This window comes from Pseudomonas sp. 273, assembly GCF_029201425.1.
GTDB classification, from domain to species: domain Bacteria; phylum Pseudomonadota; class Gammaproteobacteria; order Pseudomonadales; family Pseudomonadaceae; genus Pseudomonas; species Pseudomonas delhiensis.
In genome coordinates this window covers 446875-468718 of the sequence record NZ_CP116775.1, presented here as the reverse complement: position 1 = coordinate 468718, position 21844 = coordinate 446875, and the positions used below count along the sequence as shown (strand labels likewise).

19 protein-coding genes and 2 pseudogenes are annotated in these 21844 nt (G+C 69.2%); 16 read left to right on the top strand and 5 right to left on the bottom strand.

Translation table 11 applies throughout. The features are described 5' to 3' along the window. The first annotated feature begins 6 nt into the window (after positions 1-6). From PKO50_RS02210 to PKO50_RS02195, 4 genes are all read left to right on the top strand, one after another. Positions 7-1401 (top strand): ethanolamine ammonia-lyase subunit EutB, encoded by a 1395-nt coding sequence (locus PKO50_RS02210; RefSeq protein WP_275628688.1) that lies wholly within the window; start codon positions 7-9, stop codon positions 1399-1401. A gap of 10 nt (positions 1402-1411) precedes the next feature. Continuing rightward, positions 1412-2224, top strand: a complete 813-nt coding sequence (eutC, locus tag PKO50_RS02205; RefSeq protein ID WP_275628687.1) for an ethanolamine ammonia-lyase subunit EutC — start codon at positions 1412-1414, stop codon at positions 2222-2224. A gap of 351 nt (positions 2225-2575) precedes the next feature. Further along, the gene (locus PKO50_RS02200) at positions 2576-3040 is read left to right on the top strand and encodes an N-acetyltransferase (protein ID WP_275628686.1); all 465 of its coding nucleotides are present in this window, start codon (positions 2576-2578) and stop codon (positions 3038-3040) included. 92 nt (positions 3041-3132) lie between these two features. Continuing rightward, a complete protein-coding gene (locus PKO50_RS02195) occupies positions 3133-4023 on the top strand; it encodes a transporter substrate-binding domain-containing protein (protein ID WP_275628685.1) in 891 nt (296 codons plus the stop codon). Here the strand turns inward: PKO50_RS02195 and PKO50_RS02190 are convergent. Beyond that, entirely contained in the window at positions 3919-5499 is a 1581-nt protein-coding gene (locus PKO50_RS02190; RefSeq protein WP_275628684.1) for a protein kinase, read from the bottom strand. The genes PKO50_RS02195 and PKO50_RS02190 overlap by 105 nt on opposite strands. A gap of 173 nt (positions 5500-5672) precedes the next feature. On the opposite strand from PKO50_RS02190, the gene PKO50_RS02185 reads away from it, so the two are divergent. The 3 genes from PKO50_RS02185 (at position 5673) to ppa (ending at position 7771) form a co-directional block, all read left to right on the top strand. Next, positions 5673-6332: a DedA family protein gene (locus tag PKO50_RS02185; RefSeq protein ID WP_275628683.1), complete on the top strand. Its 660-nt coding sequence runs from the start codon at positions 5673-5675 to the stop codon at positions 6330-6332. Between the two features lie 7 nt (positions 6333-6339). Then, entirely contained in the window at positions 6340-7158 is an 819-nt protein-coding gene (locus tag PKO50_RS02180) for a zinc-dependent peptidase (RefSeq protein ID WP_109936760.1), read from the top strand. A gap of 82 nt (positions 7159-7240) precedes the next feature. Continuing rightward, on the top strand, positions 7241-7771 hold the full coding sequence (ppa, locus tag PKO50_RS02175; RefSeq protein ID WP_009615962.1) for an inorganic diphosphatase: 531 nt from the start codon (positions 7241-7243) through the stop codon (positions 7769-7771). A 246-nt stretch (positions 7772-8017) separates the two neighbouring features. On the opposite strand, the gene PKO50_RS02170 is transcribed toward ppa, so the two are convergent. After that, positions 8018-8596, bottom strand: coding sequence for a hypothetical protein (locus PKO50_RS02170; RefSeq protein WP_275628682.1), 579 nt, complete (start codon positions 8594-8596; stop codon positions 8018-8020). Between the two features lie 243 nt (positions 8597-8839). Here PKO50_RS02170 and PKO50_RS02165 point away from each other — a divergent pair, with 243 nt between their 5' ends. The 3 genes from PKO50_RS02165 to PKO50_RS02155 are packed head-to-tail and all read left to right on the top strand — an operon-like array spanning position 8840 to position 11448. Continuing rightward, positions 8840-9151, top strand: coding sequence for a helix-turn-helix transcriptional regulator (locus PKO50_RS02165; RefSeq protein ID WP_089389696.1), 312 nt, complete (start codon positions 8840-8842; stop codon positions 9149-9151). A gap of 48 nt (positions 9152-9199) precedes the next feature. Continuing rightward, positions 9200-10363, top strand: coding sequence for an MFS transporter (locus PKO50_RS02160; protein WP_275628681.1), 1164 nt, complete (start codon positions 9200-9202; stop codon positions 10361-10363). 35 nt (positions 10364-10398) lie between these two features. Then, on the top strand, positions 10399-11448 hold the full coding sequence (locus PKO50_RS02155) for an alkene reductase (protein ID WP_275628680.1): 1050 nt from the start codon (positions 10399-10401) through the stop codon (positions 11446-11448). A 339-nt stretch (positions 11449-11787) separates the two neighbouring features. Here the strand turns inward: PKO50_RS02155 and PKO50_RS02150 are convergent, their stop codons facing one another. Beyond that, positions 11788-12627, bottom strand: coding sequence for an ATPase (locus tag PKO50_RS02150; RefSeq protein WP_275628679.1), 840 nt, complete (start codon positions 12625-12627; stop codon positions 11788-11790). Positions 12628-12889: 262 nt separating this feature from the next. Between PKO50_RS02150 and PKO50_RS02145 the strand changes: the two genes are divergently transcribed. Next, entirely contained in the window at positions 12890-13159 is a 270-nt protein-coding gene (locus tag PKO50_RS02145) for a hypothetical protein (RefSeq protein WP_244160886.1), read from the top strand. 90 nt (positions 13160-13249) lie between these two features. On the opposite strand, the gene PKO50_RS02140 is transcribed toward PKO50_RS02145, so the two are convergent. Continuing rightward, entirely contained in the window at positions 13250-14239 is a 990-nt protein-coding gene (locus tag PKO50_RS02140; protein WP_275628678.1) for an NAD(P)-dependent oxidoreductase, read from the bottom strand. Positions 14240-14418: 179 nt separating this feature from the next. On the opposite strand from PKO50_RS02140, the gene PKO50_RS02135 reads away from it, so the two are divergent. After that, positions 14419-15471 carry a saccharopine dehydrogenase NADP-binding domain-containing protein gene (locus PKO50_RS02135; protein WP_275628677.1) on the top strand — a complete coding sequence of 351 codons (1053 nt, stop codon included), beginning with the start codon at positions 14419-14421 and terminating at the stop codon, positions 15469-15471. Here the strand turns inward: PKO50_RS02135 and PKO50_RS02130 are convergent. Further along, positions 15458-16357: a LysR family transcriptional regulator ArgP gene (locus PKO50_RS02130; protein ID WP_275628676.1), complete on the bottom strand. Its 900-nt coding sequence runs from the start codon at positions 16355-16357 to the stop codon at positions 15458-15460. The genes PKO50_RS02135 and PKO50_RS02130 overlap by 14 nt on opposite strands. 162 nt (positions 16358-16519) lie before the next feature. Here PKO50_RS02130 and PKO50_RS02125 point away from each other — a divergent pair. The 4 genes and pseudogenes from PKO50_RS02125 to PKO50_RS02110 all read left to right on the top strand — a co-directional run bounded on the left by PKO50_RS02125 (position 16520) and on the right by PKO50_RS02110 (position 21747). After that, positions 16520-17121: pseudogene (locus PKO50_RS02125) on the top strand (LysE/ArgO family amino acid transporter). Between the two features lie 310 nt (positions 17122-17431). Next, positions 17432-18013 (top strand): superoxide dismutase [Fe], encoded by a 582-nt coding sequence (sodB, locus tag PKO50_RS02120; protein WP_043314054.1) that lies wholly within the window; start codon positions 17432-17434, stop codon positions 18011-18013. A 193-nt stretch (positions 18014-18206) separates the two neighbouring features. Beyond that, positions 18207-20278, top strand: a pseudogene (locus PKO50_RS02115) (EAL domain-containing protein). Between the two features lie 134 nt (positions 20279-20412). Beyond that, positions 20413-21747, top strand: a complete 1335-nt coding sequence (locus PKO50_RS02110; protein ID WP_275628675.1) for an imelysin family protein — start codon at positions 20413-20415, stop codon at positions 21745-21747. The last annotated feature ends 97 nt before the right edge of the window (positions 21748-21844 follow it).

The window sequence follows — 21844 nt, the reverse complement described above, 5'->3', positions numbered from 1 at the left end:
GTTCCCATGCCCGGATACGCCCACAGCGTCGGTGGCCAGACCTGGCGCTTCGACAGCCTCAAGGAGCTGATGGCCAAGGCCAGCCCGGCGCGCTCCGGCGACTGCCTGGCGGGCATCGCCGCGGCCAGCGACGCCGAGCGCGTGGCCGCGCAGATGGCCCTGGCCGAGGTGCCGCTCAAGCGCTTCCTCGACGAGGCGCTGGTCCCCTACGAAAGCGACGAGGTCACCCGCCTGATCATCGACGGCCACGACCGCGCCGCCTTCGCCCCGGTCAGCCACCTGACGGTGGGCGACTTCCGCGACTGGCTGCTCGGCGATGCCGCCGACGAAGCCAGCCTGCGCGCCCTGGCGCCGGGGCTGACGCCGGAAATGGCCGCCGCGGTATCGAAGATCATGCGCGTGCAGGACCTGGTGCTGGTGGCGCAGAAAATCCGCGTGGTCACCCGCTTCCGCAACACCCTGGGCCTGCGCGGCCGGCTATCCACCCGGCTGCAGCCCAACCACCCCACCGACGACCCGGCCGGCATCGCCGCCAGCGTCCTCGATGGCCTGCTCTACGGCAACGGCGACGCCATGCTCGGGATCAACCCGGCCACCGACAGCCTGCAATCCATCTGCACCCTGCTGGAGATGCTCGACGCCATCATCCAGCGCTACGAGATTCCCACCCAGTCCTGCGTGCTGACCCACGTCACCAGCTCCATCGAGGCGATCAACCGCGGCGCGCCGCTGGACCTGGTGTTCCAGTCCATCGCCGGCACCGAGGCGGCCAACGCCAGCTTCGGCGTGAGCCTTTCGGTGCTGCAGGAAGGCTACGAAGCGGGCCTGTCGCTCAAGCGTGGAACGCTGGGCGACAACCTCATGTACTTCGAGACCGGCCAGGGCAGCGCCCTCTCGGCCAACGCCCACCACGGCATCGACCAGCAGACCTGCGAGGCCCGCGCCTATGCCGTGGCGCGGCACTTCAAGCCGTTCCTGGTGAACACCGTGGTCGGCTTCATCGGCCCGGAATACCTGTACAACGGCAAGCAGATCATCCGCGCCGGCCTGGAAGACCACTTCTGCGGCAAGCTGCTGGGCGTGCCCATGGGCTGCGACATCTGCTACACCAACCATGCCGAGGCCGACCAGGACGACATGGACATGCTGCTGACGCTGCTGGGCGTGGCCGGCATCAACTTCATCATGGGCATCCCCGGTTCCGACGACGTGATGCTCAACTACCAGACCACCTCCTTCCACGACGCCCTCTACGCCCGCCAGGCCCTGGGCCTGCGTCCGGCACCGGAGTTCGAGCAGTGGCTGGAGCGCATGCACATCCTGCAACAACGCGAAGGCCGGGTGCGCCTCGCCGAGCAACTGCCGCCGGCGTTCCGCCCGGCCCTGGCGCAACTGAACTGAGGACGCGCGGATGAGCGAAGAGAAGTCCACCGCCACCCCCAACCCCTGGCAGGAACTGCGCCGCCTGACCCCCGCGCGCATCGCCCTGGGCCGCGCCGGCACCAGCCTGCCGACCCGCGCGCAACTGGACTTCCAGTTCGCCCACGCCCAGGCCCGCGACGCCGTGCACCTGCCCTTCGACCACGCCGGCCTGAGCGCCGCCCTGGCCGGGCGCGGGCGCGAAAGCCTGCTGCTGCACAGCGCCGCCGCCGACCGCCACACCTACCTGCAACGCCCGGACCTGGGCCGCCGCCTGGATGAAGACTCGGCAGCGCTGCTGCGCCGGCACACGCAGGCCAACCCGGCGGGCTACGACCTGGCCGTGGTGGTGGCCGACGGCCTCTCCGCCCTGGCCGTGCAGCGCCACGCCCTGCCCTTCCTGGAACGCCTGGAGGAAATGGCCGCGGCCGAGAACTGGAGCCTCTCGCCGGTGGCCCTGGTGCAACAGGGCCGCGTCGCGGTGGCGGACGAGGTCGGCGAACTGCTGAAGGCGAAGATGGTGGTCATCCTCATCGGCGAACGCCCCGGCCTCAGCTCGCCGGACAGCCTCGGCCTGTACTTCACCTGGGCGCCGAAGGTGGGCCTGAACGACGCCTACCGCAACTGCATCTCCAACGTCCGCCTGGAAGGCCTGAGCTATGGCATGGCCGCGCACCGCCTGCTGTACCTGATGCGCGAAGCCTGCCGCCGCCAGCTCTCGGGGGTGAACCTGAAGGACGAGGCGGAACTGCCGACGCTGGAAGGCCAGGGGCCGGGGGCCAACTTCCTGCTGGCCGGGCGCTGAGCCTCCGGGAGAGGGACTGACTGGAACCGTAGGGCGAATAACCGTTCGCGGTTATCCGCCGTGGGCCGTGCCACCGGGGCATCCGGTGTGGCCGGTCAATCCAATCGCGGACGAAGTCCTCCTACCCCACCACCGCTGTCCCATCTGTAGGAGCGCGCCCTGCGCGCGATTCGCGGGCAGGGCCCGCTCCCACGTCCATGCTTTCCTGGACCCCTAAGGCGCCGCTCTCGATCAAACGCTCGCTTGGATTGCGCTTTCAACGATTTCTGGTGCAGCATCCAGGGCAGTGTTGTGCTGGCACAGCACCTGCATCGTGACAGCAGCCCATTCACCGAACGCAGAGATCCGCCCATGCGCATCGTGCAAGCCACCCTCGATCACCTCGACCTGCTCGCCCCGCTGTTCGTCAAGTACCGTGAGTTCTACGGGATGCTGCCCTACCCCGAATCCTCGCGGAAATTCCTGGAAAAGCGCCTCAAGCGCAAGGAGTCGGTAATCTACCTGGCGCTGCCGGACGACAGCGACGACAAGCTGCTGGGCTTCTGCCAGCTCTACCCGAGCTTCTCCTCGCTGTCGCTCAAGCGCGTGTGGATCCTCAACGACATCTACGTCGCCGAGGACGCCCGCCGTCAGTTGGTGGCCGACCACCTGCTGCAGCACGCCCGGCAGATGGCGCGGGAGACCAACGCCGTGCGCATGCGCGTGTCCACCAGCATCAACAACGAGGTGGCGCAGAAGGTCTACGAGTCCATCGGCTTCCGCGAGGACACCGAGTTCAAGAACTATATCCTCCCGATCAGCGACGATCTCGTCTAAGCCAGGGGCGCATCACGCTAGCAATAGCGTAAAGCCAGCATTACAGTGAAGCATCGCACGTGCCGCCCGGCGTTCGGCGGCTAAGGGGCTCCATGGGCATTCCCCAGCGTCTACTGCGTCACTTCTCCGTGCTCCTGCTGTTCGGCCTGGGCACCGTCCAGGCCGATACCCTGCGCGTGGCCACCCTCGACTGGGAGCCCTACGTCGGCGCCGACCTGCCCGGCCAGGGCCTGGCCAGCCGCATCCTCGACGAGGCCCTGGCGCTCAACGGCGACCGCGCCGAACGGGTGTTCCTGCCCTGGCAACGGGCCCTCAACGAAACCCGCGAAGGCCGCTACGACGCCCTGATGCCGGCCTACCTGTCGGCCGACCGCAGCCGCGACTTCTACACCTCGATGCCGCTGCTGGATTCGCAGCTGGGCTTCTTCCACCGCCGCGACCACGCCATCGCCTACCGCGCCGGCGACCTGAACAGCCTGCGCCCCTACCGCATCGGCGTGGTGCGCGGCTACGTCAACCAGGCCGACTTCGACAACGCCGACTTCCTCACCAAGGAAGTGGTCAACAACGACTGGCAGAACCTGGAAAAGCTCCTGCGCGGGCGCCTCGACCTGGCGGTGGTGGACCGCTACACCGGCTACCACCTGCTGGCGCGCAATGCCCCGGCGCTGCGCGAACAGCTGGAGTTCATCGAGCCGCCGCTGGAGATCAAGCCCCTCTACGTGCTGATTCCCAAGGCCCGCACCGGCGGCGAGGCGCTGGCCGCCAACCTCGACCGCGGCCTGCGCACGCTGCGCCAGAGCGGGCGCCTGCAGCAGCTGATCGCCGACGCCCACCTGGAAACGGCCCAGGGCATCCGCGCCGTGGCCGAACACCCGCTAGCCGAGCAGGCACCAGGCGCTGGCGGCCACGACCACGCCCGCGAAGGCGCCGACAACCGCCCAGCGGCGCCAACCCTGGACTGGCAGGCGAGCCTGCGCTAACCCGGCCTCCAGGGCCTGGACCAGTTCCGACAGCGCCTCGAAGCGGTTCTCCGGCTCCGGCGCCAGGGCCCGCGCCAGGCAGCCATCCCAGCCGGGCGGCACGGCCACCCCGAGGTCCGCCAGGGGTTGATAGCGCACCGCCGTCCCCGCCTCCGGCAGTGCCGGCTCGGGCCAGCGCCCGCTGGCCAGCCAGTAGGCGTAGGCAGCCACCACGAACTGCTCGGCGCGGCTGTCCAGGGCGCCGCCCGCGCGCAGTTCCGGCGCCAGCGGCAACACATCGGCCGGCAGCGCCTGGCGCGGGCAGCCCGGCACTATCGCGGCCAGCTCCGGCAACAACAGCAGGTGCCCGCGGTCGTCCACCACGATCTGCCTGGGGGAAACCCACAGCCCCTGCATGCCGCGCCGCTGCAGCGCCCGCAGGGCCTGCACCAGTTGCCGCAGCAGGCCCAGCAACTCTGCCGGCGCCGGCTTACGCCAGGCACCGCGCCAATCCGCCAGGCTGCGCCAGCGCCCCGCCGGCAAGGCGAACAGCTGGTAAGCATGCTGGCGCGGCGCGCGGGGCGACAGCACGTCGGGCAGGCTCGCCACCTTGCAGCCACGCAACGCCCATTCGCGCAGCCAGAAGGCCTGGTCGGCGGCCTGTGCAGCTGCCAGCAGCCAGGCCTCGCGGCCGTCCTCGTGGCGCACGCGGAACAGCCGCCCCTCGGGCCCGTAGGGGCAGGCCTCCAGCAGCCGCCAGCCCTCCAGCGCTATTCCCGGCCGCAGCACCGGCGGCGCCGGCCAGCCGGCGGGCACCGGCAGGCCCGGCTGCGCCACCAGGCGCTCCGGCAGCACCAGCGCGGCGGCCCCCGGTGCCTGCAGGAGCGGCTCCAGCAGCGCCGGCAGCTCGACCTCGGCGGGCCGTCCAAGCCCCTCCAGCAGCGGCCGCCGATCGATCACCTCGAGCAGCGGCTGCGGCGCCATCAGCAAGGCCTCGCCCGCCTGCAGCGGCAGGTTGTGCTGGGTGAGCGGCAACTCGGCCTGGCCGCCCAGGCTGCCATCCTCGCGGCCGGGCAGGCCCTGCAGCTCACCCGCGCGGTAACGCAGCAGGCCGATGTTTCCACAGCGCAGGAAATGCGCCTGCCCACCCTGGACCAGCAGCACCCCCGCGGCCAGTTCGGCGCTCGGCCGGCCAGCCCGGGCGCGGCGGAAGTTCAGCATGTTCAGCGACGCCAGCACCTGGCGCACGGCCTGGGCCTCGGACCAGGTTTCGGGGGCGCAGGCGAAATCGGCGAAGAGCGCATCCAGCTGCACCTCCAGCTCCCGCACCAGATTGGGGCAGCCGCGCCCCCAGAGCATCCCCAGCATGAACACCGCCGGCCGCCCCTGGCGCCCGCCCAGCCACTCGGCGCGCACCCGCGCGGCCTGGGCCGGCAGGTCGGGCCCGGCGCCAAGGGCGACACCGGGCAGGGGCGAATGGGCGGGATGCAGGGACATGGGGCGAGGTTCCGACAGGGATTTCCACTGCGGGACTGCAGCCTTCATGCCGACGTGTAATATCCTGCAACCTGTCCTGGGCAGAGGCCCGCGACAAAGCGCCCCCCACTGCAACACGGGGGCGCCTATAATGCCGGGCTCGGCAGTTCACCACGCGGTTCTCAAGGCTCTTCATGGATTTCAACCCGATCGACCTCGTCCTGCACCTCGACACCTATCTCTCGCTGCTGGTCAGCAACTACGGAGCCTGGATCTACGCCATCCTGTTCCTGGTGATCTTCTGCGAAACCGGCCTGGTGGTAACGCCCTTCCTCCCCGGCGACTCCCTGCTGTTCATCGCCGGCGCCATCTGCGCCACCGGCGGCATGGACCCGTGGCTGCTCGGCGGCCTGCTGCTGTTCGCGGCCATCAGCGGCGACAGCACCAACTACGTGATCGGCCGCACCCTGGGCAAACGGCTGTTCAGCAACCCGGACTCCAAGGTGTTCCGCCGCGACTACCTGGACCAGACCCACGCCTTCTACGAACGCCACGGCGGCAAGACCGTGACCCTCGCGCGCTTCCTGCCGATCGTGCGCACCTTCGCGCCCTTCGTCGCCGGCATGGCCTACATGCCCTACCTGCGCTTCCTGTTCTTCAGCGTCGCCGGCAGCGTCGCCTGGGTCGGCGGCCTGGTCACCCTGGGCTACTTCTTCGGCAACGTGCCCTTCATCAAGCAGAACCTGTCGGTGATGATCATCGCCATCATCGCCTTCTCCCTGGTGCCCATGCTGATCGGCGTGGTCCGCCACAAGCTGGTGCGCCCCACCAAGCCGCAAGCCTCGGAGCGCTGATACCGCGATGTGGTCGTTCAGCGCCTGGCGCCGCCGGCGCTTCCTCGCCCGCCACCCGCTGGACGCACAGCTGTGGGCCGAGGTGCTGCGGCGCCTGCCGATCCTCGACGGCCTGGGCGAAGAGGAGCTGCGCCTGCTCGGCGAGCGGGCGCTGCTGTTCCTGCGCGACAAGCACCTGACCGCCCTGCCCGGCGTCGAGCTGGACGACTTCCGCTGCCTGCTGCTGGCGGCCCAGGCCCAGCTGCCGCTGCTGCACCTGCCGGAGCTGAACTGGTACGGCGGCTTCCACGAACTGGTGCTCTACCCGGACGACTTCCTCAGCCCGCAGAAGCACCGCGACCCGGCCGGGGTGATCCACGAGTTCGACGACGAACGCAGCGGCGAGACCTCGCTGCAGGGCCCGGTGGTGCTGGCTTGGCCCGGGGTGGAGAACGGCGGCGGCTGGGACGCCTACAACCTGGTGATCCACGAACTGGCGCACAAGCTGGACATGCTCGACGGCGACGCCAACGGCCTGCCGCCGCTGCACCGCGACATGCGCATCAGCGACTGGTCGGCGGCCATGAAATCGGCCTACGACGAAATGAACCGCAAGCTCGACCGCCATCCCGGCGCGCACACCGCCATCGACCCCTACGCCGCGGAAAACCCGGCGGAATTCTTCGCCGTCACCAGCGAATACTTCTTCACCGCCCCGGACCTGCTGCACCAGGCCTATCCGAAGGTCTACGAGCAACTGGCGCTGTTCTACCGGCAAGATCCGCTTGCGCGCCTGCAGCGGTTGCAGCGCGAGCACCCCGACTATCAGGAAACTCCGGCGCACTGAGCGATGTCTGTGGCTTGGCCACGGCAATCTGCCTATAATCCGCCGCACTTTTTCGGCCCGACCAACCCCCTTGGAGTCGTCCATGAGCTACAGCAGCATCCCGGCTGGCAAAGACCTGCCGAACGACATCTACGTCGCCATCGAGATCCCGGCCAACCACGCGCCGATCAAGTACGAGATCGACAAGGACACCGACTGCCTGTTCGTCGACCGTTTCATGGCCACCCCGATGTTCTACCCGGCCAACTACGGCTTCATCCCCAACACCCTGGCCGACGACGGCGACCCCCTGGACGTGCTGGTCGTGACCCCCTACCCGGTCGCCCCGGGTTCGGTGATCCGCGCCCGTCCGGTCGGCGTGCTGAACATGAGCGACGAAGCCGGCGGCGACGCCAAGCTGATCGCCGTGCCGCACGACAAGCTGAGCGTGCTGTACCACGACGTGAAGGAATACACCGACCTGCCGGCCCTGCTGCTGGAGCAGATCAAGCACTTCTTCGAGAACTACAAGGACCTCGAGAAGGGCAAGTGGGTCAAGGTCGAAGGTTGGGGCAACGCCGAAGAGGCCCGCTCCTACATCACCAAGGCCGTCGCCGCCTTCCAGGCCAAGTGATGGTCGCGGGGTGACCCGCCACGAAGAAGCCCCGCCCCGCGCGGGGCTTTTTTCTGCGCGCGAAAGGCACGCCCGTCGCAACGACGGCGCCTGGCGGAAATGCCATTAGGCAAGCCCGGCCGAATTTGCTAAAGTGCGCGCCCACGACGCAGGCGCCAGCCGCGTCCACAGAATTCAAAGGCGGTCGCGGCTTACCAGAAGTAAGGACGGGCCACCCCCTGAAGAGCCGGCCACAAGCTGGCTTTTTTAATGCCCGCGAGAAACCCCGGCCTCGCGCCAGTCCTGCCCCCGGCTGCCCAGCTCGGCCCTGCCCCAGCACCAGACCGCCAGCGCCAGCACCAGGTGGAAGATGTCCACGCGGGCCACGCCGGACCATTCGCCGCGCGTTCCCACCAGCAGTCCCGCCGCGGCGAACAGCACGGCCCCGGCGAGCGCCAGCGGCCAGCGCCGCGAACGTCCGCGGCGGACGATGGCCAGCAGCGCCAGCAGGTTGACCGCCAGCGACGGGCCGTCCGGCAGCAGCGACATGACGGCGCAGAGCCCGGCCACCGCCAGGTTCAGCCCCCAACCGCCCACACCGCCCAGGGCGATCAGTAACAGCCCCAAGCGCCCGGCGATGTCCGATGCCTGCTGGTGCAACGGCGCCAGCGCATCCAGCCCGGCATACTCCAAGGCTCCCAGCAATGCCGCCAGGCCGAACAGCGCGAACCCCGGCACGGCCCAGCCCTGGCGCCGCCGCAGGCTGCCCAGTGCAGCCCACAGGCAAGCGGCGAACAGCAGAAGCTCGCAGAACACGTGCAGGATCATGCCGAAGCCTTCGGCCATCGCCGCCCGGTCCATTCGCAAATGCGCGCTCCCATTTTCCCCCTCCCGTGGTTGCCGTCCGACAAGCCTATCCAGCCATCGACCGCCTCGCCCGGCCGCGGGCGACAGTTGGCCGGGCCAATGGCGCCAGCCCCGCGGCCGCCTACTATCAACCCCATCGATCATCATTATCGGCCCAAACGAATTCATATCGTTTTTCACCGATATATAGTTCGTTCCCAAGCGATACACACAAAGGCAGCGATGAGCGAAGCACTGAACCTCGACGAAATCTTCAAGGCCCTGGCCCACCCCGTGCGGCGCGACATGCTGCATTGGCTGAAGGACCCGGAGCGCTATTTCGACGAGCAGGAGCACCAGCCTTTCGCCATCGGCGTCTGCGCCGGGAAGTTCGACCAGCGCACCGGGTTGTCGCAATCCACCGTCTCGGCGCATCTGGCCACCCTCCAGCGCGCCGGGTTGGTGACCAGTCGGAAAATCGGCCAGTGGCACTTCTTCAAACGCAATGAAGAAACCATCGCGGCCTTTGTTCGCCACCTGAGCGAAGCGCTGTAGCCGCAGCGAACTGCCTAGAACATCCCACCCTTTTCCAGGAGCAGGCGCATGCCCCTTCCGCTTCTCGTCCTCGCCTTGTCCGCGTTCGCCATCGGCACCACGGAATTCGTCATCATGGGCTTGCTGCCGGACGTCGCCGGCGACCTCGCCGTCTCCATCCCCAGCGCCGGCTGGCTGGTCAGCGGCTATGCCTTCGGCGTGGCCGTGGGCGCGCCCATCATGGCGCTGCTCACCGCCAGGCTGCCGCGCAAGCGCGCGCTGCTGATGCTCATGGGCATCTTCATCCTCGGCAACTTCCTCTGCGCGGTGGCCGCCAGCTACGGCATGCTGATGCTGGCGCGGATCGTCACCGCGCTCTGCCACGGCGCCTTCTTCGGCATCGGCTCGGTGGTCGCCGCCGGCCTGGTGCCGGCCAACCGCAAGGCCTCCGCCGTGGCCCTGATGTTCACCGGGCTGACCCTCGCCAACGTGCTCGGCGTGCCGCTGGGCACCGCCCTCGGCCAGGCCGCCGGCTGGCGCTCGACCTTCTGGGTGGTGACGGTCATCGGCGTGTTCGCGCTGATCGGCCTGTGGCGCATCCTGCCCGCCGGGCATGACGAGGAAGCCGTGGACATGCGCCAGGAAGCCGCGGCCCTGCGCAGCGGCCAGCTGTGGCTGGCGCTGGGCACCACCGTGCTGTTCTCCGCCGCGGTGTTCGCCCTGTTCACCTACGTCGCCCCGCTGCTGGGCGAGGTCACCCAGGTGTCGCCGCGCGGCGTGACCTGGACCCTGGTGCTGATCGGCCTGGGCCTGACCCTCGGCAACATCCTCGGCGGCCGCCTCGCCGACTGGCGCCTGGGCACCACCCTGGCGGGGGTCTTCGCCACCATGGCGGTGGTCTCCGCGGCGCTGAGCTGGACCAGCCATTCGCTGCTGCCGGCCGAGATCACCCTGTTCCTCTGGGCCGCGGCCGCCTTCGCCGCCGTGCCGGCCCTGCAGGTCAACGTGGTGCGCGTCGGCCAGGGCGCGCCCAACCTGGTCGCCACCCTGAACATCGGCGCCTTCAACGTCGGCAACGCCGTCGGCGCCTGGGTCGGCGGCAGCGTCATCGACCACGGCCTGGGCCTGACCCGCGTGCCCCTGGCCGGCGCCCTGCTCGCAGTGCTGGCGCTGATCGCGGTGATGATCGCTTTCAGCGGCAGGCCCAACCAGACGCAACCCGTCCTCGACTGAACCCCGGATCAACCCCGTAACGGAGCACCGCAGCAATGACCACGCTCTTCGACCCCATCACCCTCGGCGACCTGCAACTGCCGAACCGCATCATCATGGCCCCGCTGACCCGCTGCCGCGCCGACGAGGGCCGCGTGCCCAACGCGCTGATGGCCGAGTACTACACCCAGCGCGCCGACGCCGGCCTGATCCTCAGCGAAGCCACCTCGGTGACGCCCATGGGCGTCGGCTACCCGGACACCCCCGGCATCTGGTCCGACGACCAGGTGCGCGGCTGGAGCAACGTGACCAAGGCCGTGCACGCCAACGGCGGGCGCATCTTCCTGCAGCTGTGGCACGTGGGCCGCATCTCCGACCCGCTGTACCTGAACGGCGAGACGCCGGTGGCGCCCAGCGCCATCAAGCCGGCCGGCCACGTCAGCCTGGTGCGCCCGCTGAAGGAATACGTCACCCCGCGCGCCCTGGAGACCGAGGAGATCGCCGACATCGTCGAGGCCTACCGCCAGGGCGCCGAGAACGCCAAGGCCGCCGGCTTCGACGGCGTGGAGATCCACGGCGCCAACGGCTACCTGCTCGACCAGTTCCTGCAGAGCAGCACCAACCAGCGCAGCGACCGCTACGGCGGCTCCATCGAGAACCGCGCGCGCCTGCTGCTGGAAGTCACCGACGCCGCCATCGAAGTCTGGGGCGCCGGCCGCGTCGGCGTGCACCTGGCGCCGCGCATGGACTCCCACGACATGGGCGATGCCGACCCGCTGGCCACCTTCGGCTACGTGGCCCGCGAGCTGGGCAAGCGCGGCGTGGCCTTCATCTGCACCCGCGAGAAGGAAGGCCCGGACAGCATCGGCCCGAAACTGAAGGAAATCTTCGGCGGCCCGTACATCGCCAACGAGCGCTTCACCAAGGCCAGCGCCAACGAATGGCTGGCCAGCGGCAAGGCCGACGCGGTGGCCTTCGGCATCCCCTACATCGCCAACCCGGACCTGGTGGAGCGCCTGGCCAAGGACGCGCCGCTGAACGAGGCACATCCGGAGACCTTCTACGCCAAGGGCCCGGTCGGCTACCTGGACTACCCGCGGCTGTAAGGGCTGGGCATGAAGAAAAGGGCGCCTCTAGGAGGCGCCCTTTTCGTTTGCCGCGTGGCGCTTTTCGTATGCGAAGAGCCAAGAGCCCCTCTCCCCAGCCCTCTCCCTGAAGGGAGAGGGAGCCGTACGGCGTGAAGCGTAATCCCAGTGCTCATTGCTACCACGGTGTTGCCGGCGAGCGCCGATATGCCCGTTGGCACGGACAGTCCCCTCTCCCTTCAGGGAGAGGGAACGGAGCCAACCCAAAGCACGAAAGCCACCAGTGAATACCGTTCAGAAGCTATGTCGGAGCGCGCCCTGCGCGCGAATCGCGGGCAGGGCCCGCTCCTACACGGATGCTCAACGGTTGGTCAGCTGCTGCTGGAGGTTCTGCACCTGCGCCTGCAGCGCATTGATGTTGCGCGTGACCTGGGCGCGGAAGGCGTCGAACTCGGCGGTGCTGCCGCCCTGCTGGCCCTGCTTGCCCTCGACTTCGCTGCGCAGGATCAGCAGGTCGTCCTGGATGCTCTTGATCGACTGGCTCTGGTCGCCGCGCTTCTTCAGCGCCGCGATGTCGGCGCTCAGGTTCTGGATCTGCGCGTTGGCGCTGGCCAGGTCGCCCTGCAGGCTCTTCACCTTGGCCTGTTCGTCGGCCAGCGACTTGATCTTGCCGTCGAGCTGGGCGATCAGTTGCGCGGCGCTGTCCTGCTGGGCCTTGAGTTCGTTGCCCAACTGGTCGAGGCGCTTGGCCTGCTGGCCGTCGATCTGCGACAGCGAATCCTGCTGCTGGCGCGCCTGGTCGACTAGCCGACCCTGCAGTTGCTTGACCTGCAGCTTGAGCTGCTCGCGCTCGCTGGTGACGGAGGATTCGTTCTGGACGAACTTGCCGCGGATGTCGTCGAGGCGGCCGGCGGCTTCCTCGCTGATCTTGGCGAAGCTTTCCTGGGTGGCGATCAGTTGCTGCTCCATCAGCGCCAGTTGCTGGTGGCTCCACCAGGCCACGGCGCCCAGGGCGATGGCCATGGCCGCGACCAGCGCCCACAGCGGGCCGGTGCTGGCGCTGCCCTTGGGCTGGGGTGCCAGGCGCTTGCCGTCGGGCTCGTAGACGCGGCGCGGATGGTGGCCGAACTCGTCGCGGTCGGCGGCGTCGGTGGTCAGGCTGGGCACATCGTCGAAGTCGTCGAAACTGTCGTTACGCATGAAGGAAACCTGTGGAGGGAAAGCGGCATGGCGCCTGCGCAGGGCGCAGTATATCCGTTCGCGCCGGGACCTTGGACAGCGCGCCATCGGGGGCGCGGCGCACCGCGGCGGCGCGCTCCGGCCCTGGCAGAGACCACGCCGGCGCCGCCGGGGTTCCCGCCAGGCCGCGGAAATAGTGGCGAGGAGACAGTATGGCATATGCCTTGCTCCGCCTCCGCACCGGCGCCGCCCTGGCGCCCACTGCGGGGGAGGGAGTTGGGTGATCGAATTCAACAAGGCCATCCTGGATTGCATGCGCGAACTGCGCCGCCGTCTGCGCGAGGAACAGGCGCTGGACATCCAGTTCCAGCAAGCCGACGCCATCGCGCTCATGCTGCACGCCTGCGAGGGCTCCAGCCGCGAGGGCACCCGCGAGCTGGGCCAGCGCCTCAGCGAACTGAGCGGCGTGCGCCTGCCGCGGGTGGTGCAGGAGCCGAGCTTCCTGCCCAGCGAATCCGGGCAACGGCATTACTCGGGACCGTTGCGCGGGTGACGCCGGGGTCGAGCGCAGCAATATCCCGGGCGATGGGTTTCGCTGCGCTCCACCCATCCTACGAAAGCGATGGAAGCCGCGACGGACGCTTCAGAGGCCGCTGGCCTTCCACCAGTCGCAGAACTCGTCCACCGCGTCCCACAGGCTGGCGCGCGGCTCGTAGCCGAGGAACTGGCGGGCGCGGCCGATATCCAGGCTGAAGTCCTTGGCCAGCACCGCCATGCCCATGCGCGTGAGCACCGGCTCGGGGCGGCCCGGGCGCAGGTAGCACAGGCCCTCGTTCAGCGCCGCCAGCGACCAGGCCAGGGGATAGGGCATGTGCGCGGTCACCGGCGGCAGGTCGAGGCGGCGCATCACGTAGTTGACCACGTCCCACAGCGGCACCGGCTGGCCGTTGCTGATGTTGTAGGCCTGGCCGAGCGCCGTGCCGGTGACCAGCAGCGCGCTGAACAGGGCGTCGTTGAGGTTCTGCACGCTGGTGAAGTCGACCTTGTTCAGGCCCTTGCCGATGATCTTCAGCTTGCCCTTGCGCTGCGCCGCGATCATCCGCGGGAAGATGCTGGTGTCGCCGGCGCCGGTGACGAAGCGCGGGCGCAGCGCCAGGACCTCCAGGCCGAACTCGGCGGCGCCCAGGGCGACCTTTTCCGACTGGTACTTGGTGGCGCCGTAGTGGTTGGCGAAGCGCGTCGGCACCTGGTCCTCGTTCAGGCCGACGTGGGCACGGCCATCGAAGTAGATCGACGGCGAGGACAGGTGCACCAGGCGCCGCACGCCCTGCCTCAGGCAGGCCTCGACCACGCTCTCGGTCATCACCACGTTGGCCTGGTGGAAGTGTTCGTAGGGGCCCCACACGCCCACCGCGCCGGCGCAGTGCACCACGGCATCCACGCCATCGCACAGGCGCCGCACCAGGGCCGCGTCCGCCAGGTCGCCCGGCATGAACTCCGCGCCCCGCCGCACCAGCGGCTCCAGGGCCTGGGCGCGGCGGCCGTTGACGCGAACCGCCAGGCCCTGCTCCAGGGCGAAACGGGCGAAACGCCCGCCGATGAACCCGCTGGCGCCGGTGACCAGAATCTTCATGCACGCACCTCTATAGTTGTTGTCTGCCGACTCTAGCAGGCCACCCGCCCGGCCACGCTGGCCGCGCACGCCAGAACAGCGTCCTTGCGGGCCGCCCGACTCGCGGCCGGGTGACAAGCCGCGTCGCGGCCGGTTAGAACCACGGCGATCCTTCCCCGTTCCCTGTGCGAGGCCTCCGAATGAGCAAGCCCTACTGGATGATCTACGGCGCCAACGGCTATACCGGCCGCCTGGTGGCCGAGGAGGCCCGGCGCCAGGGCCTGAGCCCGCTGCTGGGCGGGCGCGACCCCGCCACCGTGCAGGCCCTGGGCAGCGTGCTGGGCCTGGAGTGCCGGGTGTTCGGCGCCGACGGCGCAGCCGAGTCCCTGGCCGACGTGGCCGTGCTGGCCAACTGCGCCGGCCCCTTCTCCGCCACCGCCGCGCCCCTGCTGGAGGCCTGCCTGGCCAATGCCACGCACTACGTCGACATCACCGGCGAGATCGGCGTCTTCGAACACGCCCACGGCCTCGACGAGCGCGCCCGCGCCGCCGGCTGCGTGGTCTGCCCCGGCGTCGGCTTCGACGTCATCCCCACCGACTGCGTCGCCGCCTGCCTGGCCGAGGCGCTGCCCGACGCCACCCAGCTGGCGCTGGGCTTCGACACCGGCAGCGGGCTCTCGCCGGGCACCGCCAAGACCACGGTGGAAGGCCTGAAGCTGGGCGGCAAGGTGCGCCGCGACGGCCGCCTGGTCGAGGTGCCGCTGGGCTACAAGCGCCGCGACATCGACTTCGGCCGCGGCCTCAAGCACGCCGTGAGCATTCCCTGGGGCGACGTCGCCACCGCCTTCTACAGCACCGGCATCCCCAACATCGAGGTGTACCTGCCGGCGCCGCCGCTGGCGGCCCTGGGCATGCGCCTGATCGACCCGCTGCGCCCGCTGCTGGGCCGCGACGGCGTCCAGCACTGGCTCAAGCAGCAGGTGCAGCTGCGCGTGAAGGGCCCCGACGAGCAGGCGCGCAGCCGGCTGCGCACCTGGGTCTGGGGCGAGGCGCGCAACGGCCGCGGCGAACGGCGCACAGCGCGCCTGGAGACCGCCAACGGCTACGACGTCACCGTGCACGGCGTGCTCCTGGCCGTGCGCCACCTGCTCGGCCACGACGGCCCCGGCGGCTATTTCACCCCGTCGCAGCTGTTCGGCCCGCGCTGCGTGGAGGCCCTGCCGGGCAGCGGGCGCATCGTCATCCGCGGCTGATCGGCACCAGGCTGGCCGCGGCCCGGCGCAGCAGGTGCGCGGTCAGCGCTGCGAGCAGCTCGCCGCCGTTGCGCCAGTGGTGCCAGTACAGCGGCACGTCGATCACCTGGCCCGGCAGCAGCTCCACCAGCTCGCCTCGGGCCAGCTCGCCGCGCACCTGCTGTTCCGGCACCAGGCCCCAGCCCAGGCCGCCGCAGGTCATGCGCACGAAGCCCTCGGACGAGGGGCACAGGTGGTAGATGAAGGTGCCGTCCACGCCGAGGTCGGCGAGGTAGCGGTGCTGCAACTGGTCGTCGGGGCCGTAGACGATGGCCGGCGCCCGCGCCAGCGCCTCGGCCCGCACGCCCCCGGGGAAGTGCCGGGCGACGAAGGCCGGGCTGGCCAGGCCGCGGTAGCGCATCGCCCCCAGCGGCTCGCTGCGCGCGCCCGCCACCGGCCGCGGGCTGGCGCACAGACAACCGGCCACCTCGCCGGCGCGCATGCGCTTGAGGCCCACCTCCTGGTCTTCCACCACCAGGTCCAGCAGCACCTTGCGCTCGGCGCAGAAGTCGCCGACGGCATCGGCCCACCAGGTCGCCAGGCTGTCGGCGTTGAGCGCCAGGCGCAGGCGCTCGGGCGAGCCGCCCTCGTCCAGCGCCGGCACCCACTGCTGCAGGTCGCCCTCCAGCAGCCGCACCTGCTGCACGTGGTTGAGCAGGCGGCGGCCCAGCTCGGTGGGCTGCGGCCGCGCCGCGCGCACCAGCACCGGCTGGCCGACGCGCGCCTCGAGCAGCTTGATGCGCTGCGAGATCGCCGACTGCGACAGGCCCAGGGCCTGGGCGCCGCGCTCGAAGCCGCCCTGCTCCACCACGGCGGCCAGGGCCGCGAGCAATTTGTAGTCGAACATCAGTTTTCCTAATGAGCCATCAACAGGATTCGTTTTCCTTATACAGGCACAGGCCGCAGACTCGCCAGGCATTCCCCCCGAACCCACCCACCGGAGCCCGACCATGCCTGGCCTGATCACCCCCGTTACCTCGCTGCCCTACAGCCAAGGGAGGGCCTGAACATGTGGCAGAGCTACCTCAACGGCCTGCTGGTGGCCGCCGGCCTGATCATCGCCATCGGCGCGCAGAACGCCTTCGTCCTGGCCCAGAGCCTGCGCCGCGAGCATCACCTATCGGTGGCCGCGCTCTGCGTGCTGTGCGACGCCGTGCTGGTCAGCGCCGGGGTGTTCGGCCTGGCCAAGGTGCTGGCGGAGAACCCCACCCTGCTGGCCGTGGCCCGCTGGGGCGGGGTGATCTTCCTGGTCTGGTACGGCGCCAAGGCCCTGCGCCGCGCCATCGTCCCCCAGGCCATGGCCGACGCCGGGCAGACCGGCCCGCGCTCGCGCCGCGCGGTGCTGCTGGCGGCGCTGGCGGTGACCCTGCTCAACCCCACGTGTACCTCGACACCGTGCTGCTGATCGGCTCCCTCGGCGCCCAGCAGGCCGCCCCCGGCGCCTACGCCATGGGCGCGGCCAGCGCCTCGCTGCTGTGGTTCTTCACCCTGGCCCTGGGCGCCGCCTGGCTCGCGCCCTGGCTGGCGCGCCCGGCCACCTGGCGCCTGGTCGACCTGATGGTGGCGGTGATGATGCTGGGCATGGCCAGCCAGCTGGCGTTCGCCGCCTGAGCCCCGGCGGCGAAACGGATCGAACCCCCGGGCCCCACGGCAGTCCACCCCAGTGCACGGGAACGCCGCGCACCGGCGCTGGCGCGCGGCTTTGCCCCTACAGTTGCTGCGTGGATATGCCGGGGGCGGGTGCTATGATCCGACCTTCGCGGCGCCAGCCTGCCAGGCCTGCTGGACGCACCCGACGCGCGCCCCGTTCTGCGGAACAGGGGCGCTACGTACGATGCCGCGACAATCACCGAACCGGCCCCGTGTACCGGTCGCGCGTTCGCCGCGCTAGCCCTGACCTGAGGAAGATAGGAGAGACACCATGGCTTTCGAATTGCCGCCGCTGCCTTACGCCAAGAACGCCCTCGAGCCGCACATTTCCGCGGAAACCCTGGAATACCACCACGACAAGCACCACAACACCTACGTCGTCAACCTGAACAACCTGATCCCCGGCACCGAGTTCGAAGGCAAGAGCCTGGAAGACATCGTCAAGACCTCTTCGGGCGGCATCTTCAACAACGCGGCCCAGGTGTGGAACCACACCTTCTACTGGGAATGCCTGGCTCCCAACGGCGGTGGCCAGCCCACCGGCGCCCTGGCCGACGCCATCAACGCCGCCTTCGGTTCCTTCGACAAGTTCAAGGAAGAGTTCACCAAGACCGCCATCGGCACCTTCGGCTCCGGCTGGGCCTGGCTGGTGAAGAAGGCCGACGGCTCCCTGGCCCTGGCCAGCACCATCGGCGCCGGCAACCCGCTGACCAGCGGCGACACCCCGCTGCTGACCTGCGACGTGTGGGAACACGCCTACTACATCGACTACCGCAACCTGCGTCCGAAGTACGTCGAGGCGTTCTGGAACCTGGTGAACTGGGACTACGTGGCGAAGAACTTCGCTGCCTGATACCCTCGGCTCACCCGCGGAAACCCGGCCTGGAGCCGGGTTTCTGCTTTCTGCGCGCCAGAAGGGCAAGGCTCGGCTAACCTGAGGAGCGGATTTGGTCGGAAAAAGGGTGATGGCCCTTTGACGTCAAAGCTTCGTTTGCCAATACTCAGACTAGTCTTTCGCCGGATGGCGATGAACAAGGAAAGCACCCTTGAAACTGGACCCCCGGCACAGGCTCTCCCTCAAGCTGCTGCGCGTCGTACTGCTCGCGGCGCTGGTGGTGGGGGTCGTCCTGAGTTGCGCGCAGATCGTCTTCGACGCCCACAAGGCGCGGCAGGCGGTGCACAACGACGCCCAGCGGATCCTCGCCATGGTCCGCGACCCGTCGACCCAGGCGGTCTACAGCCTGGACCGCGACATGGCCATGCAGGTGCTCGAAGGCCTGTTCCAGCATGAAGCGGTGCGCTACGCCGCCATCGGCCACCCCGACGAGCCCATGCTGGCGGAAAAATCCCGCCCGCTGCTGGACTCGCCCACCCGCTGGCTCACCGACCCCATCCTCGGCCCGAGCAGCACTATTCCATCCGCCTGGTCGGCCGCGGCGAGCCCGGCGAATACTACGGCGACCTGAAGATCACCCTGGACACCGCACCCTACGGCCAGGACTTCGTGGTCACCTCGGTGATCATCTTCCTCTCCGGCATCCTCCGCGCCCTGGCCATGGGCCTGGTGCTGTTCCTGGTCTACCACTGGCTGCTGACCAAGCCGCTGTGGCGTATCATCGACCACCTCACCAGCATCAATCCCGACCGTCCCGGCGAGCACAAGCTGCCGATGCTGGCCGGCCACGAGCACAACGAACTGGGGCTGTGGATCAACACCGCCAACCAGTTGCTCGAATCCATCGAGCGCAACGGCCACCTGCGCCGCGAGGCGGAGAACAGCCTGCTGCGCATCTCCCAGTACGACTTCCTCACCGGCCTGCCCAACCGCAAGCTGCTGCAGCAGCGCCTGGACCAGATCCTCTCCGACGCCGGCCGCGAGCAGCGCCGCGTGGCGGTGCTGTGCCTGGGCCTGGACGACTTCAAGGGCATCAACGAGCAGCACGGCTACCAGTTCGGCGACCAGCTGCTGATCGCCCTGGCCGACCGCCTGCGCGGCCACAGCGCCCAGCTCGGCGCCCTGGCGCGCCTGGGCGGCGACCAGTTCGCCCTGGTCCAGGCCGACGTCGAGCAACCCTACGAGGCGGCGGAGCTGGCCCAGCAGATCCTCGACGACCTCGAACTGCCCTTCCAGCTCGACGAGCAGCCGGTGCAACTGCGCGCCACCATCGGCATCACCCTCTACCCCGAGGATGGCGAGAGCACCGAGAAGCTGCTGCAGAAGGCCGAGCAGACCATGACCCTGGCCAAGACCCGCTCGCGCAACCGCTACCAGTTCTACATCGCCAGCGTCGACAGCGAGATGCGCCGCCGCCGCGAGCTGGAAAAGGACCTGCGCGAGGCGCTGTCGCGCAACGAGCTGCACATCGTCTACCAGCCGCAGGTGGACTACCGCGACCACCGCGTGGTCGGCGTCGAGGCCCTGCTGCGCTGGCAACACCCGACCCAGGGCTGGGTCGCGCCGGACCTGTTCATCCCCCTGGCCGAACAGAACGGCAGCATCTTCTCCATCGGCGAATGGGTGCTCGACCAGTCCTGCAAGCAGTTGCGCGAGTGGCACGACCAGGGCTTCGACGACCTGCGCCTGGCGGTCAACCTGTCCACCGTGCAGCTGCGCCACAGCGCGCTGCCGCGGGTGGTCAGCAACCTGCTGCAGATCCACCGCCTGCCGCCACGCTCGCTGGAGCTGGAAGTCACCGAGACCGGCCTGATGGAAGACATCTCCACCGCCGCCCAGCACCTGCTCAGCCTGCGCCGCGCCGGCGCCCAGATCGCCATCGACGACTTCGGCACCGGCTACTCCTCGCTCAGCTACCTGAAGAGCCTGCCGCTGGACAAGATCAAGATCGACAAGAGCTTCGTCCAGGACCTGCTGCAGGACGACGACGACGCCACCATCGTCCGGGCCATCATCCAACTGGGCAAGAGCCTGGGCATGCAGGTCATCGCCGAGGGCGTGGAGACCATCGAGCAGGAGGCGTACATCATCGCCCAGGGCTGCCACGAGGGGCAGGGCTACCTGTACAGCAAGCCGCTGCCGGCGCGCGAGCTGACCCTCTACCTGAAGCAGGCGCGGCGCCTGGCCGAGGCCGCCGGCAGCTCCAGCATCGAGCGGCGCTGAGGCCGCGGCGGGGCGGCAATAGCCATTTGCTGGCTATTCGCTGCGCCGGCCTTTTCAAAAATGCAAATCTTTCGCATTATGTTGCCGCTTTCTTTGCGCATCTCTTCGCGCCACCCCATGCTAAGGAACCCGTCATGACTCGTATGCCCTGGGCCACCGCCAGCCTGCTGGCCATCGCCATCTCCCTCGCCGGCTGCGGCGACGACAAGAAAGAAGCTTCCGCCCCGGCCACCCCGGCCGCCAGCACCCAGAGCGCCGCCCCGGCGGCCGCCAAGGTCGACGAGGCCGCGGTCAAGGCCGTGGTGAAGAACTACGCGGACATGGCGGAGGCCGTCTTCAGCGATTCCCTGACCACCGCCCAGGCGCTGCAGAAGGCCGTCGACGCCTTCCTCGCCAAGCCCAGCGAAGAAACCCTCAAGGCCGCCCGCGAAGCCTGGCTGGCCGCGCGCGTGCCCTACTCGCAGAGCGAAGCCTTCCGCTTCGGCAACAAGGTGGTCGACGACTGGGAAGGCGCGGTCAACGCCTGGCCGCTGGACGAAGGCCTGATCGACTACGTCGCCAAGGACTACCAGCACGCCGAGGGCAACCCGGCCGCCAGCGCCAACATCGTCGCCAACACCGAGATCCAGGTCGGCGAAGACAAGATCGACGTCAAGGAAATCACCGGCGAGAAGCTGGCCAGCCTGAACGAAGTGGCCGGCTCCGAGGCCAACGTCGCCACCGGCTACCACGCCATCGAGTTCCTCCTCTGGGGCCAGGACCTCAACGGCACCAAGCCTGGCGCCGGCAACCGCCCCTACACCGACTACGTCCAGGGCAAGGACTGCACCAACGGCCACTGCGACCGCCGCGCGGCCTACCTGAAGGCGGTCACCGACCTGCTGGTCACCCAGCTGGAAGAAATGGTCGGCAACTGGAAGGCCGGCGTCGCCGACAACTACCGCGCCAAGCTGGAAGCCGACGGCGCCGACGCCAACCTGCGCAAGATCTTCTTCGGCATGGGCAGCCTGTCCCTGGGCGAGCTGGCCGGCGAGCGCATGAAGGTGGCCCTGGAAGCCAACTCCACCGAAGACGAGCACGACTGCTTCAGCGACAACACCCACCACACCCTGTACTTCAACGCCGAAGGCATCCGCAACATCTACCTGGGCGAGTACAAGCGCGTGGACGGCAGCGTGGTCAAGGGCCCGAGCGTGGCCGACCTGGTGGCCAAGGCCGACGCCCAGGCCAACACCGACCTGAAGGCCGACCTCGACGCCACCCAGGCCAAGATGCAGGCCATCGTCGACCGCGCCGAGAAGGATGGCGTGCACTTCGACCAGATGATCGCCCCGGCCGACGAGGCCGACCACAAGATCATCAGCGACACCATCGCCTCCCTGGTCAAGCAGACCGGCGCCATCGAGAAGGCCGCCGCCGCCCTGGGCATCCAGGACCTGAAGCCGGACAACGCCGATCACCAGTTCTGATCGACGCCCGCGCTGCGGCAACCCGCCGCAGCGCATGCCGGTTGAGCCAAGGCCCCGCTAGCCGGGGCCTTGGCATTTCATCCGGGCCGGCGCGGCA

Excerpts from the sequence above, each read along its gene's own strand:
- PKO50_RS02210 (WP_275628688.1), top strand. The coding sequence starts at position 7 with ATGCCCGGATACGCCCACAGCGTCGGTGGCCAGACCTGGCGCTTCGAC.
- eutC (WP_275628687.1), top strand. The coding sequence starts at position 1,412 with ATGAGCGAAGAGAAGTCCACCGCCACCCCCAACCCCTGGCAGGAACTG.
- PKO50_RS02200 (WP_275628686.1), top strand. The coding sequence starts at position 2,576 with ATGCGCATCGTGCAAGCCACCCTCGATCACCTCGACCTGCTCGCCCCG.
- PKO50_RS02195 (WP_275628685.1), top strand. The coding sequence starts at position 3,133 with ATGGGCATTCCCCAGCGTCTACTGCGTCACTTCTCCGTGCTCCTGCTG.
- PKO50_RS02190 (WP_275628684.1), bottom strand. The coding sequence starts at position 5,499 with ATGTCCCTGCATCCCGCCCATTCGCCCCTGCCCGGTGTCGCCCTTGGC.
- PKO50_RS02185 (WP_275628683.1), top strand. The coding sequence starts at position 5,673 with ATGGATTTCAACCCGATCGACCTCGTCCTGCACCTCGACACCTATCTC.
- PKO50_RS02180 (WP_109936760.1), top strand. The coding sequence starts at position 6,340 with ATGTGGTCGTTCAGCGCCTGGCGCCGCCGGCGCTTCCTCGCCCGCCAC.
- ppa (WP_009615962.1), top strand. The coding sequence starts at position 7,241 with ATGAGCTACAGCAGCATCCCGGCTGGCAAAGACCTGCCGAACGACATC.
- PKO50_RS02170 (WP_275628682.1), bottom strand. The coding sequence starts at position 8,596 with ATGGCCGAAGGCTTCGGCATGATCCTGCACGTGTTCTGCGAGCTTCTG.
- PKO50_RS02165 (WP_089389696.1), top strand. The coding sequence starts at position 8,840 with ATGAGCGAAGCACTGAACCTCGACGAAATCTTCAAGGCCCTGGCCCAC.
- PKO50_RS02160 (WP_275628681.1), top strand. The coding sequence starts at position 9,200 with ATGCCCCTTCCGCTTCTCGTCCTCGCCTTGTCCGCGTTCGCCATCGGC.
- PKO50_RS02155 (WP_275628680.1), top strand. The coding sequence starts at position 10,399 with ATGACCACGCTCTTCGACCCCATCACCCTCGGCGACCTGCAACTGCCG.
- PKO50_RS02150 (WP_275628679.1), bottom strand. The coding sequence starts at position 12,627 with ATGCGTAACGACAGTTTCGACGACTTCGACGATGTGCCCAGCCTGACC.
- PKO50_RS02140 (WP_275628678.1), bottom strand. The coding sequence starts at position 14,239 with ATGAAGATTCTGGTCACCGGCGCCAGCGGGTTCATCGGCGGGCGTTTC.
- PKO50_RS02135 (WP_275628677.1), top strand. The coding sequence starts at position 14,419 with ATGAGCAAGCCCTACTGGATGATCTACGGCGCCAACGGCTATACCGGC.
- PKO50_RS02130 (WP_275628676.1), bottom strand. The coding sequence starts at position 16,357 with ATGTTCGACTACAAATTGCTCGCGGCCCTGGCCGCCGTGGTGGAGCAG.
- sodB (WP_043314054.1), top strand. The coding sequence starts at position 17,432 with ATGGCTTTCGAATTGCCGCCGCTGCCTTACGCCAAGAACGCCCTCGAG.
- PKO50_RS02110 (WP_275628675.1), top strand. The coding sequence starts at position 20,413 with ATGACTCGTATGCCCTGGGCCACCGCCAGCCTGCTGGCCATCGCCATC.